15 protein-coding genes and 2 tRNA genes are annotated in these 19,727 nt (G+C 62.0%); 4 read left to right on the top strand and 13 right to left on the bottom strand.

All coding sequences use genetic code 11. From position 1 onward, the window contains the following. Positions 1-51: 51 nt before the first annotated feature. The 11 genes from OCV66_RS11270 to OCV66_RS11220 form a co-directional block, all read right to left on the bottom strand. Positions 52-687: a YigZ family protein gene (locus OCV66_RS11270; RefSeq protein WP_147574298.1), complete on the bottom strand. Its 636-nt coding sequence runs from the start codon at positions 685-687 to the stop codon at positions 52-54. 42 nt (positions 688-729) lie between these two features. Beyond that, positions 730-2,016 carry a GTPase HflX gene (gene hflX, locus OCV66_RS11265; protein ID WP_147574297.1) on the bottom strand — a complete coding sequence of 429 codons (1,287 nt, stop codon included), beginning with the start codon at positions 2,014-2,016 and terminating at the stop codon, positions 730-732. A gap of 69 nt (positions 2,017-2,085) precedes the next feature. Further along, positions 2,086-2,289, bottom strand: a complete 204-nt coding sequence (gene rpmE, locus OCV66_RS11260) for a 50S ribosomal protein L31 (RefSeq protein WP_031475830.1) — start codon at positions 2,287-2,289, stop codon at positions 2,086-2,088. An 88-nt stretch (positions 2,290-2,377) separates the two neighbouring features. Next, positions 2,378-2,836 carry an S-ribosylhomocysteine lyase gene (locus tag OCV66_RS11255; RefSeq protein WP_082397200.1) on the bottom strand — a complete coding sequence of 153 codons (459 nt, stop codon included), beginning with the start codon at positions 2,834-2,836 and terminating at the stop codon, positions 2,378-2,380. Beyond that, a complete protein-coding gene (locus tag OCV66_RS11250) occupies positions 2,833-4,227 on the bottom strand; it encodes an MATE family efflux transporter (protein WP_054327592.1) in 1,395 nt (464 codons plus the stop codon). Before OCV66_RS11250 ends, OCV66_RS11255 begins: the two co-directional genes overlap by 4 nt. A 102-nt stretch (positions 4,228-4,329) precedes the next feature. Further along, positions 4,330-4,986 carry an HAD family hydrolase gene (locus OCV66_RS11245; protein ID WP_147574296.1) on the bottom strand — a complete coding sequence of 219 codons (657 nt, stop codon included), beginning with the start codon at positions 4,984-4,986 and terminating at the stop codon, positions 4,330-4,332. Positions 4,987-5,027: 41 nt separating this feature from the next. Then, positions 5,028-6,281 (bottom strand): chloride channel protein, encoded by a 1,254-nt coding sequence (locus tag OCV66_RS11240; protein ID WP_243182407.1) that lies wholly within the window; start codon positions 6,279-6,281, stop codon positions 5,028-5,030. 30 nt (positions 6,282-6,311) lie between these two features. After that, complete coding sequence (locus OCV66_RS11235; RefSeq protein WP_054327595.1) at positions 6,312-6,965, bottom strand: nucleotidyltransferase domain-containing protein; 654 nt, start codon at positions 6,963-6,965, stop codon at positions 6,312-6,314. Positions 6,966-7,034: 69 nt separating this feature from the next. Beyond that, on the bottom strand, positions 7,035-8,540 hold the full coding sequence (locus tag OCV66_RS11230) for an IMP dehydrogenase (RefSeq protein WP_054327596.1): 1,506 nt from the start codon (positions 8,538-8,540) through the stop codon (positions 7,035-7,037). 341 nt (positions 8,541-8,881) lie between these two features. Next, entirely contained in the window at positions 8,882-12,448 is a 3,567-nt protein-coding gene (addA, locus tag OCV66_RS11225) for a helicase-exonuclease AddAB subunit AddA (RefSeq protein ID WP_147574294.1), read from the bottom strand. Position 12,449: 1 nt separating this feature from the next. Then, a complete protein-coding gene (locus tag OCV66_RS11220) occupies positions 12,450-15,815 on the bottom strand; it encodes a PD-(D/E)XK nuclease family protein (RefSeq protein WP_147574293.1) in 3,366 nt (1,121 codons plus the stop codon). Positions 15,816-15,948: 133 nt separating this feature from the next. Between OCV66_RS11220 and OCV66_RS11215 the strand changes: the two genes are divergently transcribed. The 4 genes from OCV66_RS11215 (at position 15,949) to OCV66_RS11200 (ending at position 17,665) form a co-directional block, all read left to right on the top strand. After that, positions 15,949-16,024: transfer RNA gene (locus tag OCV66_RS11215), tRNA-Phe, on the top strand. Positions 16,025-16,032: 8 nt separating this feature from the next. Then, a tRNA-Gly gene (locus tag OCV66_RS11210) sits at positions 16,033-16,108 on the top strand. 96 nt (positions 16,109-16,204) lie between these two features. Next, positions 16,205-16,855 (top strand): sortase, encoded by a 651-nt coding sequence (locus OCV66_RS11205; protein WP_054327606.1) that lies wholly within the window; start codon positions 16,205-16,207, stop codon positions 16,853-16,855. Between the two features lie 99 nt (positions 16,856-16,954). After that, positions 16,955-17,665 (top strand): tRNA threonylcarbamoyladenosine dehydratase, encoded by a 711-nt coding sequence (locus OCV66_RS11200; RefSeq protein WP_054327607.1) that lies wholly within the window; start codon positions 16,955-16,957, stop codon positions 17,663-17,665. 47 nt (positions 17,666-17,712) lie between these two features. Here OCV66_RS11200 and OCV66_RS11195 read toward each other — a convergent pair whose 3' ends face one another. Continuing rightward, on the bottom strand, positions 17,713-19,350 hold the full coding sequence (locus tag OCV66_RS11195; protein WP_054327608.1) for an S-layer homology domain-containing protein: 1,638 nt from the start codon (positions 19,348-19,350) through the stop codon (positions 17,713-17,715). A gap of 154 nt (positions 19,351-19,504) precedes the next feature. After that, positions 19,505-19,705, bottom strand: a complete 201-nt coding sequence (locus tag OCV66_RS11190) for a hypothetical protein (RefSeq protein WP_054327609.1) — start codon at positions 19,703-19,705, stop codon at positions 19,505-19,507. Between the last annotated feature and the right edge of the window lie 22 nt (positions 19,706-19,727).

Genomic DNA, 19,727 nt, shown 5'->3' with positions numbered 1-19,727 from the left:
TTCCTCTTTCTTTTCAAAAATTTTTTTAGAAAAATCCAAGCCGCCGGCGCCCTATCGGACTCGCCGGCCCATGAATTTGGTTTCCACCACCTCGGCGTAGACCGAACCTGCAGTAGCCTCGGCCAGCGCCTCGTTCAGCGCCTGCTCCCCGCCCGCCGGCACCGTGCAGGTCAGCGTGACGTCCACGCCATAATCCGTCTCCTCAATCGAGCAGTCATAGTCCGGCAGCAGGTGCGTCACCACCTCATACAAGTGGTACGGGCAGGCAATCAGCAGCACGCTGTACAGGCTCATCCGCTGGACGCCCGCCGCCGCGACTGCAAGCTGCGCCCCTTTGGTGTAGGCGCGCACCAGCCCGCCGGTGCCAAGCAGTATCCCGCCGAAATACCGCGTGACCACGCAGCAGACGTTTTCCAGCTTTTCGTGCCGCAACACGTCCAAAATAGGCATCCCCGCTGTACCCTGCGGCTCCCCGTCGTCCGAGTAGCGCATCAGGTTGCCTTCCCGTATGATATAGGCCCAGCAGTTGTGCGTAGCATCCCAGTGCGCATCACGCATCTGTTTGACCCGTGCCACCGCCTGCTCCGCGCTTTCCACGCGCCACAGGCGGCCGGTGAATTTGGAATGCTTTTCTTCAAACTTGTCCTCGCCGTATTCGGAAAACGGCACAAAGTAGTCTTTTCCCATACTTCTATCCCCGTGCGCGGTTGGGTATCCCCATCACCCGCATCATTCCTCTGCCAGGTATTCCGCTACCCTGCCGTAGGTCTTGTCATCCACGACCGCGCGGACCACCGTGCCGTCTGCTGCGTATTCGACCGCTTCGACCTGTGCCTCGCGGTGCAACATATCCAGCACCGCCCCATCGCTGTACGGGATGCGTAGGCACACCCTGTGCTTGCCGCGGCCGAGCGCGCGCTCGATCGCCGCGAGCAGCGCATCCAGCCCCTCTCCGGTTTTCGCGGAGATCGCGACGCCCTCGTCCGGCCGGTAAAACGGAAGCGTATCCGGCGCGCATTTGTCGGCCTTGTTATATACCATTACGCGCGGAATATCCTGCGCGCCGAGTTGGGCGACCACCTTTTCCACGGTTTCTGCCTGCTGCTCCCAGTCCTCGTCCGAAACATCGACCACATGCAGCAGCAGGTCGGCATAGGCCAGCTCCTCAAGCGTCGCCTTGAATGCGGAAACCAGATGGTGCGGCAGCTTGCGGATAAAGCCGACCGTATCAGACAGCAGGATCTCCTGTGTGTCCGATATCCTTTTTTTGCGCGTTGTCGGGTCAAGTGTGTCAAACAGCCTGTCGTTTGCCGGAATGCCCGCTCCGGTCAGGGCGTTGAGCAACGTGGATTTCCCCGCGTTGGTATAACCCACAATCGCGACCAGCGGCATCTCGGTCTTTTTGCGCTGGCGCCGCTGCACAGCACGCACCTGGCGCACCTGCTCCAAATCCTCTTTCAGCTTGTCGATGCGGCGGCGGATATGGCGGCGGTCGGTTTCCAGTTGGGTTTCGCCGGGGCCGCGCGTGCCGATCGGGCTTTTGCCGCCGCCGGCTGTCTGCCGCACCAGATGCGTCCACATACCGGCCAGCCGCGGCAGTATATACTGGTACTGCGCCAGCTCGACCTGCAGCTTACCCTCGCCCGTGCGGGCGCGTTGCGCGAAGATGTCCAAGATCAGCGCCGAACGGTCGAGCACCGTGCATTTGGTCAGCTCCTCCAGGTTCCGCATCTGGGAAGGCGACAGCTCGTTATCGAACAAAATAAGCGCGGCCTCGTTCGCTTCTGCAAGCTGTCGCACCTCCTCGGCCTTGCCCTCCCCGATGAACGTACGCGCGTCCGGCGCCGGCCTGCGCTGCAGCGTCATGGCTGCCGCCTCGGCTCCGGCGGTTTCGGCCAGCGCTTTCAGCTCTGCCATCGTGCGTTCGTCCGCGTCCTGCTCGGCGGTAAAGCCCGGACAGGACAGGCCGACCAGCACCGCGCGCTCCACCCTGCTTTCGATTTGGTTTTCGGTCATACGGTTTCCTCCTCTCCGCATAACGAAACAAAAAACCATCGAACACAAAGGTTTCGATGGTTTCCCGTTTTACTTATCCAGATTGAAACGCTTCTTGAAGCGATCAACACGTCCGCCGGTGTCTACCAGCTTCTGCTTGCCCGTGAAGAAGGGGTGGCACTTGGAGCAAACGTCAACGACGATGTTCTCCTTGGTGGAGCCGGTCTCAATGACATTGCCGCAGGCACAGCGGATCGTGGTCTGCTTGTACTCGGGATGGATGCCCTGTTTCATGTTGTTTCACCTCTTTCCACGGTAAGTCGCATTAAACCTCTTACAGTCGTAAAATTATGATACCACAGCAACCGCCAAAATGCAAGCATTATTTTTCATATACCAGTTTTTCTTCGGTCCAGCCCGCAAGCACGGGAATCATGGACGCAGCGAGCCTTTTTGCGCCCGCCAGATCGTGCAGCCGGTAATTGCCGCACTCGACGCGGCTCGCGCCCGGGATCCCGCCTTCATAGCCGGCGATGAACGCCATCGTCCGCTGCGCCAGCGCGATCGCGTCGGCCGCTTCCATATCCCGCACCAAAAAATAAAATCCGGTTTGGCAGCCCATGGGACCGCAGTAAATAATTTTTTCTGAAAAATCTGAATTGCGGGCGAACGTTGCAAAGAGATGCTCGAACGTGTGACCGGCCGCGGGCTCGATATAGGTTCCCGCATTGGGATGCACCATGCGGATGTCGTAGGTCGTCACGTCGCCATCGATGCGCGAGGTATACATCCCCGGCTTGAGCTTATCATGGTTTACCTCGAAGCTTGCGATCCGTTTCAAGCCTTGCCCTCCTTTTCAATCCCCAAAAAACGCAGCTCGGTGCGGTATTCCTTCCACAGCAGCGCGTAGGAGATAAAGAACGCCGCGATCTCCGCAATCGGGAACGAATACCAGATCGCGCCCAGTCCGAACCATCTGCCCAGCAGCCAGGCTGCGGGAAGGATAATAACGAGTTGGCGGCACACCGACACGATCAGACTGTTGAGGCCGCGTGCGGTCGCCTGAAACAGCGTCGAGTTGATGATGCCGAACGCCGCGCCAATAAACGACAGGCTAATGATCCTGAGCGCCGGAACGCCAACCTCGAGCATCTCCCGCGCCGCGGCCGCGTCCGTGCGGTCGACGAACATCATCAACATGGTTTCCGGAATCGCCTGGAACACCACCAGCCCCAGTCCCATAATGACCACCGCCGCGGTCAGCGCAATCTTGTAGGCGCCGAACAGGCGTCCCTTATTCCGCGCGCCGTAGTTGTAGCCCATAACAGGCAGCGCGCCTTGGTTCAGGCCGAAAACCGGCATAAACACGAATGTCTGCAGCTTGAAGTAAACCGCCAGAACGTTGACCGCGGTCTGCGAAAAGCTGATCAGGATGGCGTTCATGCCGGCTGTCATCACCGAAACCACGCTCTGCATAACGATGCCCGGCAGGCCGACACGGTAAATGTCTTTCACAGTCTGCAGGCGCCACTTGAACTCCCGCATCTTTATCCTGAGCACCTTTTGGTGGATAAAGACGCCCCACAGCCCGATCAGCATGCCAAACACCTGTCCAATCACAGTTGCGGCGGCCGCACCGTATACGCCCATTTCCGGAAACGGGCCGATGCCGAAGATCATCAGCGGGTCAAGAATGATGTTGATGATCGCGCCGGTCAATCCCTGGCACATCGGGATAATCATGTTGCCGGTGGATTGCTGTATTTTCTCGCACATCATGGAAATCATGACGAAAAAGCTCATCCCGACCGCGACCTGCGAATACTGCACCGCCTGCTCATATACATCGGGCGCGGAACCGAACGCGCCAAGGAACGGCGGCGCCAGCACAAAGCCGACGACAACGAACGCCAGGCCGCCGATAACCGCCAGCGCAATGCCATGCTCCGCGGCGGAATCCGCGTGCAGCTGCCGCTTTTCACCCAAACGGCGCGAGATCAGTGAGTTGACGCCCACGCCCGTTCCCACGCCGATCGCAATAACCAATTGCTGCAAGGGAAAAACCAGCGAAACCGCGGCCAGCGCGCTCTGCGAATACTGCGCGACAAAGATGCTGTCAACAATATTGTACAGCGCGTTAATCAGCATGGAGATCATCGCGGGCAGCGCCATGGAGAAAATCAGCGGCCCCATGCGTGCCGAACCCATTTTGTTTTCCTGTTCCAATTTCATTCCCCCTAACGACAACGAAGCCGCCCCGGAGCTTGTCCGGCGCAGCTCAAATTTATCCTCACTTATAGTTTACGGGATAATCGTTGATATTGCAAGTTTTTTTTACAACTTTCCTGCCAGTTCGTCAAAGGATGCCTCCACAAAGAAGTCGCTGGCTGCCCGCAGCTCGGCCTCCCCCGCCGCATAGGCCGGCTCGGCCATGCCGCATACCCGAAAGCCCGCCCGCTTTGCGGTTACGCCTGCGTAGGGCGCGTCCTCGAACACGATGCAGTCCGCAGGGCGCAGCCCCAGCCGCTCCGCCGCGCGCAGGTAGATATCCGGCTCGTGCTTGGAGATGCCGACATCCTCGATCGTCAGCATGAATGCGAAATAATTCAGCATCCCGCGGTCGCGCAGCGCCTTTTCCGCATGCCGCCGCGCGGTCAGCGTGGCGATCGCCATTTTTACGCCGCGGCGGCGCAGTCCCTCCAGAAACCGGAACACCCCGTCCTTCGGCCTGGCTATCGTTTCATATCGCGCGGTGATCAGGCGGTCCATCCCGTCCATCATGCTCTGCACGTCAATCGGCAGCTCTGGATAGCGCTCGATGAAATACTGCGCCACCTGCGGCTGGGAAAAGCCCTCGGTCACCGCATAGTCCTGATCCGTGATGTGCAGGCCGAACTGGCTCAGGTACCCCTGTGTCAGCCGTTTCCATACCGGCATGGAGTCGAGCAGCGTGCCATCCATATCGAAAATTGCGCCTTTGAAATCGTGCATTGGTTCTCTTCCTCCCGGGGAATACCGGCGGACGCGCCGCCTTACTTGGTTTTTCTGTCGATAAATTGCGGCCGCATCTTGGAGTACAGGATCTTCTGTTCGCTGTACAGGCCGTAATAGCCGCTGAGCATATAGGCAATGGAAATCACAAGCGCAAACAGGCCGAGCGACTGCCCGCCGAACAGCTCATAGGCCAGCAGGATCGAGGTCAACGGGGAGTTAGTCACGCCGCAGAACACCGCCGTCATGCCAAGTCCGGCGGCGAAGGAAGAGGCGAGACCAAAAAACCCGCCGTAAGCGGCGCCGAACGTCGCCCCGATGAACAGCACCGGCACGATCTCGCCGCCCTTATACCCCACGCCGATCGTGATGGCGGTCAGCACAAGCTTAATAAAAAACGCCGTGTAGTGCGCCTCCCCCGCAATGGCCCGTTCGATCACCGCCATGCCCGCGCCGTTGTAGTCCCGTGTGCCGAGCAGCAGCGACACCGCTGCGACAGCCGCGCCGCCGGCGGCAATGCAGATATACTGGTTGGGGATCTTCCTTTTCAAAAAGCGCCCGATCTGGTGGAACAGGATGCAGACCACCGCGCTCAGCACCGCGCATACCACGCCAAACAGCACTAGGCGCGCGATCAGAGGCGCGTCGAGCCGATCCGGCACGGCATGGAGGGCGAAGCGCGTGGTTTCTCCCCCCAGCGCGACGGCGACGCCATGCGCAATCAGCGACGCCAGTACACACGGGAACAGAGCCGCATAATACATCACACCCACGCTGATGACCTCCATCGCGAATACGGTCGCCGCCAGCGGCGTGCCGAACAGCGCCGCAAAGCCCGCCGCCATGCCGCACATGGTAATCGTGCGTGAATCACGGTCGTCCAGCCGCATCCAGTGTCCGATGTTGCCCGAGATCGAACCGCCGAGCTGAAGCGCCGCGCCCTCACGTCCCGCGGAGCCGCCGCAAAGGTGGGTCAGCACCGAGGTGACGAAAATGCTCGGCGCCAGCCGCAGGCGGACCGGATGGTTCTCCCGCACCGATGTTAAAATGAAATTCGTACCGCGTTCCAGCGGCATTTCGCTCTTCTTATACCAGAACGCGATGAACACACCCGCGAGCGGCAGGAGGTACAGCAGCCAGTCATGCTGCTCCCGCATCCTCCCCGCCCAGTCGAGCGCGTGGTGGAACGCCGTGCCGGTCACCCCGACCACAACGCCGATCACAACCGCGAACACGCACCATCTCGCAAAGATAAGCGCGTTTTTCGCCTGCTTCTTCCAGTACTCCCATTCCATTCCCACACTCTCCCTCATTCCTCAAAACCCTCAAGTGTAAGACCGGATCAGGCTACCCGCCCACTGCAAAAGCCGCTCGGATTGGATTGCAAACGGTTCCGTCCCCTCCTGATGCGGCATGCCCGCCGTCAGGATCAGCCGTTCCTCCCCCTGCAATAGCGGCAGAAGCTCCGACCGGCGGACAACAAACGCGCCCGTCCGACAGAAATGCACCGCGCGCAGAACGAAAAAGGCGGATTTATACAGCTCCCGCAGGAGCTGCCCGCTTTTTTCGTGCAGGCGGTTATGTACGCACATATGGTAGATCCCGCAGGCGCCGATCCTCACGGCGCGGCGGGCGTCGGACGGACCGAAGCGCTCCCGCAGCGCCGCAAGGCTGCCGTACCACACCCTAGTATCATAGTAGAACCCGAACAGCTCGGACGGCTCCCAGTGCAGCAGTTCTTCCCAGCCGGATACAAAGCCGCACACCTTGTCCCGTGCGGGCAGGCTTTCCAGCACCGCCTCATAGCGCGGCCAGTCCTCCATGTGCCATGCATCCAGGATCACGACCACATCAATGTCGCCGTCCGGCCCCGCTTCCCCGCGGGCTCGGCTGCCCTGCAGGCCAACGCAGCACACCCTTTCACCGAACGCTTCCAGCACCGCCTGTGTGAACGCGTCCATCCACTTTTCCGTATCCATGTCTGCCTCCTTTCCGATAAGAATTGCCCCGCAGTCTTCTACGGGGCAATCTTAGGGTCAAAAACCGTATTACTTGGACGTTGTCGAGGTTTCCTTCAGCACAACGTCATGCGCGCCGCCCTCGACAATCGAGGTGGCGGATACGAGCGTAATCTTCGCCTTCTTCTGGAATTCCGGAATGGAGAGCGCGCCGCAGTTGCACATAGTCGAACGCACCTTGCTCAGCGTCAGCCCCAAGTTATCCTTGAGCGAGCCGGCGTACGGCACATAGGAATCCACGCCCTCCTCAAAGGACAGCTTCTTGTCGCCGCCCATGTCGTAGCGCTGCCAGTTGCGCGCGCGAGCCGAGCCTTCGCCCCAGTATTCCTTCATGTAGCTGCCGTTGATGTTGACCTTGTTGGTCGGGGATTCGTCAAAGCGGGAGAAGTAGCGCCCCAGCATCAGGAAGTCCGCACCCATGGCCAGCGCCAGCGTGCAATGGTAATCGTGTACGATGCCGCCGTCCGAGCAGATCGGCACATATACGCCGGTTTCCAGGTAATATTCATCGCGCGCCGCGGCAACCTCGATCAGCGCGGTCGCCTGACCGCGGCCGATGCCCTTCTGCTCGCGGGTAATGCAGATCGAGCCGCCGCCGATGCCGACCTTGACAAAGTCCGCGCCCGCGTCCGCGAGGAAGCGGAAGCCTTCCCGATCGACGACGTTGCCCGCGCCGACCTTGACCGAGTCGCCGTAATTCTCGCGCACCCACGCGAGCGTACGGCTCTGCCACTCGGAAAAGCCCTCGGAGGAATCGATGCACAGCACATCCGCGCCGGCCTCGACCAGAGCGGGTACGCGCTCGGCATAATCGCGGGTATTAATGCCCGCGCCCACAACATAGCGCTTATGCTCGTCAAGCAGTTCGAGCGAATTTGCCTTGTGGCTGTCATAGTCCTTGCGGAACACCAGATAAACAAGATGCTGCTCCTCATCCACCAGCGGGAGCGAATTAAGCTTATGATCCCATATGATATCGTTGGCGATCTTGAGCGTGGTGTCCGCCGGCGCGGTAATCAGCTTTTCAAACGGGGTCATGAACTCGGACACCTTCACGTTGGTTTCCATACGGGAAACGCGGTAATCGCGGCTGGTGACGATGCCGAGCAGTCTGCCGGTAGCCGTGCCGTCGTCCGTGACCGCAACGGTGGAGTGGCCGGTCCGCGCTTTCAGGTCGAGGATATCCGCCAGCGTCTGATCCGGCTTGACGTTGGAATCGGATACGATAAAGCCGGCCTTGTAGCTTTTGACGCGGGACACCATCGCGGCCTCGCTCTCGATGGTCTGCGAGCCGTAAATAAAGGAAATGCCGCCCTCCTGCGCAAGCGCGATCGCCATGCGGTCGTCCGAAACCGCCTGCATGATGGCCGAAACCATCGGGATGTTCGCATACAGGGAGGACTCCTGTCCTTTTCTGAACTTGACGATCGGGGTGCGGAGGCTGACGTTCGCTGGAATACATTCCGCGGACGAATAACCGGGTACGAGCAGGTATTCGTTGAACGTGTGCGAAGGCTCGCTAAAATAATACGCCATACGTTTTCCTCTCCTTTTTCATTCCTGTTTTTCCAGATTGTATATTGCTTTTTATTATATCCTTTTTACCAGGTAAAGTAAAGCAGGCATATAGCAGATTTTGCAGGTTTTTGGCGCGGCCCGCTTATACAAAGCGCGCAATAGCGATGCGGACAATAGAAAGAACCGCAGCAGATCTGCTGCGGTTCTTTCTATTAGAAATGAGGAATGAATGTTGTGGTCTACTTAAAAACTTGCGGCGTTTTCCGCCGATGGGGTTGCTCTCTTTTGCTGATAACAGGCTACCATCTATCCGCGGCCTTGTCAACCCGATCGGCGTTTTCTTAACGCATCCTTAACCGCTATTCCCCCATTTCCCAGGTATTTCCCGTATCAAAAAAGTACAAAACGCGCTGTTTCACCGGCCTACCGAAAACCGCCTCCACCGCATCCGCATACGCGTCAAGCTGCGGGCGGTACCGCGCCGCGCGGGCGGCAAGCCCGTCCTTTGATACGCGGTCGGTTTTGAAATCCACGATCACAAAGCCCTCCGGTGTGTCGATCAGGCAGTCGATCACGCCCTGTAGCAGCACCTTTTCCTCCGGTGCGTCGGCCGCGACTGGAAAATACCGTGCGGCTGGCACCAGCACTGAGAACTTAAACTCCCGCCGCACTGAATGCTCCGCCATCAACCCGCGGTACAGTGCCGAGGTGAAAAACGCCCGAATCTTTTCCGGCTCAATCGCCGCCGCCTGCTGCGGCGACAGGATGCGCTTTTCCTCCAGCCGGTCGCGCTCGCGCTCCACGCCGCCTGGCGCGGCGGCCGCCGCGAAATCGCAGAACTGCATAAACAGATGGTGCGCCGTGCCGATCTCAGCAGGCGTGAGGCGCCGCGCCTCCTGCTCGAACAGCGGCGCACGCAGCTTCGGCTCGCGGCGCGGGGGTGCCGTCTCCTCCGCAGCCTCGTCCGCACGGTAGCCGCGGCCCACGCCGGTCGCGGTCAGCTTGCTGGGCAGCTCGGAAAGATAAGCGCGCGGATAGCTCAGGTAAGGCTTGACCTCGTATCCCGCCGTGTCCGTCTCCACATAGCGCAGCACCTCCCGCTCCGGCAGCGCCAGCTCGTCCGGCTGGTACACGCGCAGGAGGAACGCATCGTTATCCGTACCGCGCTCCGGCACCGACAAGCCATACTGTTCTTTCAGCGCGCGCGCGCAGGGGTGCCGCAGCAGCGGCGCGAGTATCCAGGCCAGCGGCGCGCGCACCGCGCCCATCGCATACTGCGGCAGCTCGTCCAACGCGGCCAGCCGCGCCCATTTTTCCAGCGACCGCTGCAGCGTCCCGCTTGCGCAGGTAAGGATGAGCTTCTCTTTCGCGCGCGTAAGCGCAACATACAATACGCGCAGCTCCTCGCTTACCATCTCGCGACGCTGCAGCACCGCGACCGCTGTTCGCTCGGCTGTGTCGTACTGTACGCCGCGGCTCCGGTCGCGGCACTTGCCGCCAATCCCCAGTGACTGATGCACCAGCACCGGCTCGCGCAGGTCCGCTTCGTTAAATTGCTTCGCGCAGTCCGCCAGCAGCACGACCGGAAATTCCAGCCCCTTGGATTTGTGGATGCTCATGATGCGCACCGCGCCGCCCGACGCCTCTGCGCCAACCGTCTGGAAGTCCTCGCCCGTTTCCTGCATGCCGCGCAGCAGGCGCACGAACGCGAACAAACCGCGGAAGCCCTGCCCCTCGAACGCCCGCGCCCGCTCGAAGAAAGCGAGCAGGTTGGCCTGCCGCTGCGCGCCGTTGGGCAGCGCGCCGTACAGGCCGAGCGCTCCCGTCTGGTCATAGATCTCCCACAGCAGACGGTACACCGGCTGGTCGCACGCGAAGCCGCGCAGGAAGTCCAGCCGCTGCAGGAACACCTCGACCTTCGGGAAAGCGCCGCGCGACTGTATAAGCGCGTCGTAATAGCTTGCCTTGCGGTCTGTCAGCCGGATATCCGCCAGCTCCTGCTCGGTGAAGCCGAACAGCGGCGAACGCAGCACGCCGATCAGGTCCACGTCCTGCCTCGGGTTGTCGATCACGTTCAGGAGCGAAACCACCGCGCCCACCTCGGCGGTTTCCAACAGGCCGCCGCGCTCCTCCGCGCTCGCGGAAACGCCCGTCTGCTCAAGCGCGGCGATGAACGTGCGCGCCTTGGTTTTGGTGGCGCGCAGCAGGATCACGATATCCCCCGGCGTAACCGGACGTAGGGCGCCCGTTTCCTTATCCAGCACGGGAAAGCCCTCGTCCAGCAGCGCGCGGATGCGCTGCGCGGCAAGCCGGGCCTCGAGCGCAGTCTTGTCGGGCGCGTCGTCGTCCTCGCCAAGCCCCGCCGCGTCCACCAGCAACACCTCGGTCCGGTAGCGCGGGTCGTCCGCGTCCGGATAATAGTCCGCGCCCAGATGCAACGCTTCCCGATCGGTATACGCCAAGCCGCCCACCGTTTCGCCCATCACGGCGGCAAACAGATAGTTGCACGCATCCAGCACCGCCGCGCGCGAGCGGAAGTTCCGCCCCAGCACCACGCGGCGCGGCTGTCCCGCATCCGCTTCCCCCGCCTCGGCAAAGGTCCGGTATTTGGACAGGAAGATGGAGGGGTCGGCCAGCCGGAATCCGTAGATGCTCTGCTTGACGTCGCCCACCATAAACAGGTTGGTCCCATCGCGGGACAGCGCGCGGAAGATCGCGTCCTGCACGGCGTTGGTGTCCTGGTATTCATCCACCGCGATCTCCGCGTAACCTTCGGACAGCGCTGCGGCCAGTGCGGAGGGCCGTCCCCCCTCGTACAGCAGGCGCACCGCAAAATGCTCCAAATCGTTGAAATCCGCCGCGTTCCGCGCGCGCTTGGCCGCGGAAAAGGCGTCGTCAAACGCATTTACCATGTCGATCAGCGAAAACAGCGCGCGCGCGGTCAGGGCGCGGTCGTATTCGGCCTCGGCCGCCGTAACGGTCAGCCATTTGCCGCGGATGGCTTTAGCGGCGTCCTTCCACTCCTCGCGCATCGCCTTGACTTCCTCAAGGAACGCCTTGTCCTCAAATTTACGCGCGGCTCCCAGCCGGTCGAACGTGATCGACCGCGCGGCCTCCACACAGGCATCCCACTCCCCGCCGCGCAGGGCTTCCAGCAGGCGCTCGGCGCGATTCAGATCGCTCGTCAGCGCGGGCAGGTAAGCATCGGCCAGGCCGTCGACGCCGGTCACCGCAGCCGCCGCCATGCGCAGAAACGCCGCGCCGTGCTCCGCCGCCGCGCGCGCCTGCGCAAGCAGGACGCGCCCGTGCGGCGTATCCATCCCGCGCGCGTACAGCCCCTGCCGCACCTCCTCCATGAAAGCGCGCGGGTCGGGATGCGCCTGTATTTTTTCGTAAGTGCCAAGGATGACCTCGCCCAGCTTCTTGTCGTCCCGCCCTGCGGCGAGCAGGTCGCAGAGCGCGAAAAAGCCCTCATCCCCGTGCTCATATGCTGCGTCGAGCACCTCCTCAAGCACCTCGGCGCGCAAGATCTTGCCCTCGTTCTCATCCATCAGCCGGAAATCCGGCGCGATGCCGAGCGCCGCCGCCTGCTCGCGCGCGAGCGACAGGCACAGCGCGTGTACGGTCGTGATCTTCGCGCGGTGTACCAGAAACATCTGACGGCGCAGGCGCGTATCGTGCGGCGCTTTCGCTGCCGCCTCGCCCAGCGCAGCGGAGATGCGCTCGCGCATCTCCGCTGCCGCCGCGTTGGTAAAGGTCACGAGCAGCAGACGGTCGATATCCACCGGATCGGTCGGGTCGGTCAGACGTGCGAGCACGCGCTCGACCAGCACCGCGGTCTTGCCCGAGCCTGCCGCCGCCGACACCAGCAGCGCGCCGCCCCTGTCATGGATGGCGGTTTCCTGCTCTTTGGTCCATTGCGGCATGTCATTCACCCCCTACCTGCTGCCAGAACTCCTCGTCCGACAGGTGCCGGAGCCACCGCGCCTTGTCGCCCGCCGTTTCATCGAAGCGGCAGGCGGCGCGGAAGTCACACCAGTCGCAAAAGCTCGATGCTTTATCCTTTTTGCACGGGTTTGCGGCCACACTGCCCGCGCGCAGCTCGCGCCCCATTTCGAGCAGCTTATCATGCGCATACCTGGCCAGCTTTCCAAACCGCACCAGGTCGGCCACCGCGGATTTCGCCGCGAGCGAGGGCGCGTCCTCCCCCTTTTTCACCTTGATCGTGACCGGAATAAACCGTCCGTCTCCTTCCAGCCCGTGCTCCATCGCCTCGAGCAGCTCCATGTCGTCGCTCAACAGGCCGCTGCGGCGCAGCGCCTTGTCGCGCAGAGCACGGAGCGCGTCCTCGTCGATATCGCGCGCCGCGTCGGGCAGCTCGTCCCGCACGGGGACGTACAAAACGCCCGCGGGTACGATTTCGTTGAACGTTTGGGTCAGGCGCTTACGGTAGCGCTCCAAGCCCTCCTGCTGAAGTGCATACAGGTAGATAACGAGCTGCATGTTCAGCCCATACCAGATATCCGACAGGGAAAACGACTTTTTACCGCTTTTGTAGTCCATCACGCGCAAGTACAGCCGCCCGTTTTTGATATACCCGTCCACGCGATCCACCTTGCCCGAGAGGGACACTGAAACCTCCCCCTCCGCGCACAGGACGGGCGGCAGGTCGCCGCCGCGCGAAAAATCCACCTCATAATCGATCGGCGCGAAGTCGGAAACGCGCAGCTCGTCAATCACATTGTCCAAGATCTGCTCAACCGTGCGCGTCAGCCGCCCGAACAGATAGCGAAAGCGCGCGGTCTTGTTCTCCATGCCGCCCAGTTCCTCCTGCACATACTGCCGGACCGCCGTGCGGCAGGCACGCCGGACCGCCGCTTCCTCCGCAGCCGCCGCGCCGCCCGCGCCTTTCCCCAATGCAGTCAGCGCATGCTCCAGCACATAGTGGATAAACGTGCCGGTTTCGAGCGCGTCAAACCGCGCCACACGGCGCGGCCTGGCTTTCAGGCCGTACTGCATGAAAAACGCGAACCGGCAGGAGTAAAATGTGTCCACGCGCGAGGCGGTCAGGTTGAGGCTTTTCCCATATAGCCCCTCTATCGTATGCGGGCTGGTCAGCGGCCCCCGTCCGCGCCGCTGCTGCGCGGCATGGTGTACCCGCTCGTCGTCGCGGTAAAAACCGTAGGCCGCGCGCACCGCCGCCGTGCGGTCGCCGGACAGGTATGCGCAGGCCATTTCGACCGCCGGACGCTCCGCCTGCAGGCGGTCCTGCGCTGTTTCCGTCTGGTGCGTGGAAAACAGCACGTCGGGCAGCAGCCCCCGCACCACGCCCACAAAATACGACGGGCGCGTCTCCCCACCCGCGGCATCGCTCATATGCCAGGTGAGCAGCAGCTCCTCAGTGGGGCAGGCAAGCGCGCGGTACAGGGTCTCCTGCTCCATGAGCAGACGCTCCACGCCGTAGGCTTTCAGTTCCACCCCCAGCGCGTCCAGCTTGTCCCGCTCCATATCGCTGAGCAGCGAGGCGGAGGAGGGCGCCTTGGGGATCAGCCCGTCGTTTACCCCGAGCAGGATCACGTATTTCGCGTTTTCCCCGCATGCGCGTTCGATATTGCCGCAGGTCACACGGTCGAGTGAAACGGGTATCGTACCCACGTCGTATTCGCCCAGCACCAGACGGAACAGCTTCGCAAACCGCTCCGCCGTCAGCGGCGTATCCCCGCATACCCATGCGAACTGCTCCATGGCGGACACCAGAATCTCCCACAGCTGGCGGTACTCATCCGCCAGCTGTAGGCGTCCGGCCACCTCGTGCGCGGCCGCGCGGTCGGCCATGCACCGCGGCGCGTCCACCGCGAGCAGGAAGTCGTACAGCGCGCGCACACAGCCGGATGCCGGCTGCTCCCCTTTCAGCCTTTCGCGCAGCGTGGAAAACGGGCCGATCAAACGCGCGCGCAGCGCGTTCAACTCCGCAAGCTGCGCCCGCGCGCGATCGTCGAACGGCTGACCATACCCGTCCGGATGTTCGGCCCACTCCCGTTCCCATGCGCCGCCGCGGATATTCCAGGTCAGCGCGTAATTCTCCAGCTTGTCCAACTCCTCACGCGTTAGATGCATCAAGCCGGTTTTGAGACAGCCGAACAGGTCCTCGTATTTGAAATAGGACTGCGCCGCGTTCAGCGCGCCCGTGACCAGCGCCATCGGCGGGCGTGAGAGCAGGTCGGGCTTTTCCGCAAGGAACACCGGCACGTCATATCGCGCCATCGCCATGGCGAGAAACGCACTGTACGGCTCGATGTCACGCGCGGCCACCACGAAATCGCGGTAGCGCGCGCCCTCATCGCGCACCTTGCGCCGGATATAGGCCGCCGCGTGCTCGCACTCGTCAAACGGCGACGCGGCAGCGTACAGGCGCACCCCTTCGCACGACTCCTGCGGAACACGCACGGGCAACAGACCTTGTGCCTCCACCGCCGCCAGGCCCGCCGGCCGCGCAACCCTGCTTGCGCCAAGCTCGATGCGCTCCGCTTTCCGGTTATGCCGCTTTGCCATGCGCTCCAGAGTCTTGACCGTTTTGCAGCCCGTGACGAATATTTCCGGATACGCCATATCGCAGGCGACCGCCGCCGCCAGCGGCACGCCCGCCGCCAGCACGGCGTCGACCACGGCCAGCTCCTGCGGCGTAAAGCCCAGAAAGCCGTCCAGATACACCGCCGCGCCGTCCAGCACATGACTTTCTGCGAGCCGGTCGCGCAGATGGGTCAGCCGGTCGCGTGGGTCGGGCAGGGATTCGTCGCACAGACGCTCATACGCGGTCAATAACTGCGCCAGATCGGACAGCTTCGCTGCGAGCGCCGTGTCCCTGCACGTCTCCGCAGCGGCGAACAGCGCCTCCGGCGCGACCGCACAGGTCTTGCACTCGTCCACCACCCCCAGCGCCTCGCCGAGCAGCTCGGGCTTGTCCGCCAGACCGCCCCATACGGACAGCCCGCCCTGAACACGGCGCGCGGCCTCCTGTAGGGTGAGGAGCTGTCCGGCCGGTGTCAGCATCTGCTGCGCCAGCCCGCCGACCTCGGAAAACACCCGATCAGCCAGGCGGGAGAACGTCAGAACCTCGGCGGTGCGCGCGCCCCGATTGTCCGTCGCCGCGGCGAGCGACCGCTCCATACGGTGTGAATTCAGCTCCGGCACAAGTAAGATCTGCCGCCCCCCGCCGCTTTCACAGCGGGCGGCGATCTCCCGCAGGATTGCCGTTGTTTTGCCGCTGCCCGCGCGGCCGGTCCAAATGCGCATGGCACTCTCCCCTTCCATTGCTTTTTATCATACCATGAACCCGAACATGTGCGCAAGCTTCCCGCAGAAAAGGAAAATTTATGGTTGACTTTTCCGCAAAAATCGACTATACTTAACAAGCACATTGCGAAACGCCTCTGTAGCTCAGTCGGTAGAGCAGGGGACTGAAAATCCCCGTGTCGGTGGTTCGATTCCGCCCGGAGGCACCATTTTATATGCGGCTGTAGCTCATCTGGTAGAGCGCCACCTTGCCAAGGTGGAGGTAGCGAGTTCGAGCCTCGTCAGCCGCTCCACCCAAAAACCTGTCCCGCGGACAGGTTTTTTCAGTTTTCTGCATGGCGGTTGACAACACGCCGCCGTTCAGTATACTCTCATATTAGGTGATTTGCATGGAACGTAAAACAAAGACAACCATCGAACGCGGCCTGTTAATCTCGGGTATCGCGATCGCGGCTTTCGGCCTGTTGACCGAGGGCATCAACTATCCCTGGGGTACGCTGGTCGGCAAGGAGACAATCGCGGCGGATCCTGCGCCGGTCTCCGAGCAATGGATTGAGCAAAGCCTCCCCGCCGAGGAGGATCTGGTTTACCTGACCGACTGCGACGCCTACGGCACGGCGACCGCTCCGGAAGAGGCGCTACAGGTTGGCGTGATCAAGCTGCCCAAGCTCGGCACCGCCGACAACGTGGTCGAAGGCACCGAGCTGAAAGACCTCGCGCTTGGCGCAGGGCATCTCGCGGGAAGCGCGCTGCCCGGTGCGTCCGGCAACTGCGTGATCGCGGGCGACCGCTCCGACGATTTGATGCGTCATTTGGAATTACTCGGCGAAGGGGATACCATCCTGCTCGCCGACCAAGACACGCAATATACCTATACGGTATTCCAGGCGGTAACGGTCGAGCCTACTGAGGTCTGGGTGACCGAGCCTGTCGAGGGACGCGAGGCCGTGCTCACCCTGTTTACCGGTACGCCGTCCGGCTCTCTCAAACAGCGGCTGGTCGTCCAGGCGGAGCTGACCGCCTCGGAACCTCGCAGCTGATCTGTCCGTCCCGCACCGAGGCCGCCCAGAGGGCCTCGGTGCGTTTCATTTTCACCGGCGCGTCCTGTGCCGCTGCGTGACTGTTTACGAGGTTTCTTTATGCTGCATGAATTTTCCCGCGCCGAGCTGCTGCTCGGCGCACAGGCCATCCAGACGCTCGCCGCGTCCCATGTCGCCGTGTTCGGCGTGGGCGGTGTCGGCTCGTTCGCGTGCGAAGCGCTCGCGCGCGCCGGCGTAGGCGAGCTGACGTTGATCGATAACGATACGGTTGCGCTCACCAACCGCAACCGCCAGCTTATCGCGCTTGCGTCCACGTCCGGTCAGCCGAAGGTGGACGCGATGCGCGCGCGCATCGCGGATATCAACCCGCGCTGTACCGTCCATGCGCTCCGCATGTTCTATACGCCGGACAGCGCGCTCGACCTCAGCCGCTTCGACTATGTGATCGACGCGATCGACACCGTAACCGCCAAGCTGCATCTGATCGCCGAATGCGACCGGCTGGGCGTGCCGTTGATTTGCTCCATGGGAACAGGCAACAAGCTCGATCCCACGCGGTTTGAAGTTACGGATATTTACAAAACCTCGGTCTGCCCGCTCGCGCGGGTCATCCGGCTGGAATGCAAAAAACGCCGCATCAAGCGCCTGAAGGTCGTCTACTCCAGGGAGGAACCACGCACGCCCTTGCCCTCGGACGAGCAGAAGGGCACTGCGGGGCGCGCCGTACCCGGCAGCGTTTCCTTTGTGCCGCCGGTAGCGGGCATGATCCTCGCGGGCGAATGTATCAAGGACCTGACGGGCGTACGGTAAAACGCAAAACAGGAGCAGCTCTTGCTGCTCCTGTTTTGCGTTTTGGTTTATTCGGCCGGCTCTCCGGTCGGAAAGAAGAGTATGGTCTGCTGAGCGGTTCCAAGCGCCTCCCCCCTGATACGGACGCATCCGTCTGCAAAATCCACTTCCCCGACTGCGAACGGCACTTCGATCGCGCCGAGCGTATCCCCAAAACGGTCGAAGCAGGCAACGGTCTGCGCGCCGGTCCGCAAGGCATACACCCCCGCGCCATCGGTCGCCAGAGGCCCCGGCCGCTGGCTGACGGAAACCGTAAACAGAGTTTGGGGATTTCCGTACTCCGTGCAGCGGATATAGGCATACTCAGTGTCCGACAGCCAGCAGGCATAAATGTCCTGCCCCGTCTCGATCATCGCGTTGGCATAGGTTTCGCTTAAACGGCGGCCGGAAAAGTCATACAGCGTATAGTACCCGCTGTCCTGTGCGATATAAGTATCGCTCCATCGGTTCAGGAGCATCGGCGTTTCGCTCACCGTTCCCATCTTGCCATCGGTAATCAGGCAGTATGCCCCGTCGCGTTCTATCACAAGGCGGTCGCCGATCCCGCCGTACACCTGCACCTGATCGAGCGAAATATTCATGCGCCAGAGGGTATTCCCGCCGCGGTCGATCGCGCGGACGGCATCCCCCTCGCGGACGATCGCCCTGCCGTTTGCCCAGCCCGTGACCGACTGGTAGGTTTGCGTGCTGTATGTGCCGTCCGCATACAGGATACGGCTGTCCGCCGCGCCTTTTTCCATCGAGTACGCCCATGCCGAACCCGACTGCTCGTCCACGCCGTCAGCATAATAATCCGCCAATGTGTCGCCGGTTCTCAGGTTGCATAACGCGCACGCAAATCCGCTTTCCACATCCGGCTGCCAGTGCAGGCTTGCCCATTCACCCAACAGTCTGGCATCATAAAAATAGCCGTCCGTACCCGCAAAATCGGTCAGCAGACGGTTACCGGCTGCATCCTCGATATGTACGCGGCCCACCCCCGCGCCGGAATAGTCCACTACGACACGGTATGCTTCCCCTTGCTCTTTTGGGATCTCGGCCGCATACTGTGCGGCATATAGGCGCAGCATGGTTGCGATCGACTGCTCGCGGGTATACTCTCCCGCCGGCTCAAACGCATTGCCTCCCGTCCCCGTCATGATGCCGTGGCGGTAGACCCAGTTGATATCATTGCGCGCCCACGAGGCGATATCCGCGCCATCCGCGAACACATGCGGCAGACGGCCCTGCACGCTGCCGTCGTAATCTGCCCGCAGCGCGCCCAGCCGGTGTAGCATACTGGCCGCCTCCTGTCTCTGGAGTGATCGGCCCGGCTCGAACCTTCCGCCTCCCACTCCATTGACGATGCCGACCGACGCACATAGCAGCACATCCCCCTCCTTACAGTCCGTGAACAATACGGTATCCTTTTCCACTTTACCCAGCAACCCTTCAGTTTCCCACGAACGGTAAACCGCCGCCGCCAGCGCGCAAAACTCTGCCCTTGTCGCCGCCCTGTCATAGGCGCTGTCCAGCTTTTCCGGCACCAGCCCCGCCTCGCGCGCGGTCTGCACCGCTTCCAGCGCCCAGTCGCTCGGCTGGTCCGCGGCCCCCGCCGGAACCGCCAGCATGCAGGCCGTCAGCACGGCCGCTATCCATCTTTTCATCGTTCCATCCTCCTTTTTATTCGGTACGCTGTCTGGTAATCTCGTGATAAACGATCTCGGCACGATAGGTTTCCGCCCCATCCTCCGCATAAACGCTTTCGGTGATCGTGCGCCCCTGCGCGTCATAGCACCGGATAGCAAGGGACGCCTCCGTTTACATGCCCTGCCGGTACCGAACGCTCGTTTCCTCCTCATACCGCGCGGCGGGTACGATATACGGCAGCATCCGCCAGCTTTCCGTGTCCGGCGCCACATAGCGCAGGCCTCGTAACGCCAGCGCGCCAAATGTCAGTCCATACACCGCCACAGCCGCCAGCAGTAGGCCGCACAAGCGCCTGAAGATCCCCTGCTTCATACCGGCCTCCCTTTTTCCCATT

It is taken from the genome of Agathobaculum ammoniilyticum (assembly GCF_025567315.1).
Lineage (GTDB): Bacteria > Bacillota > Clostridia > Oscillospirales > Butyricicoccaceae > Agathobaculum > Agathobaculum ammoniilyticum.
The sequence above is the reverse complement of the archived record's forward strand: the minus strand, read 5'-3'. Positions and strand labels throughout refer to the sequence as shown.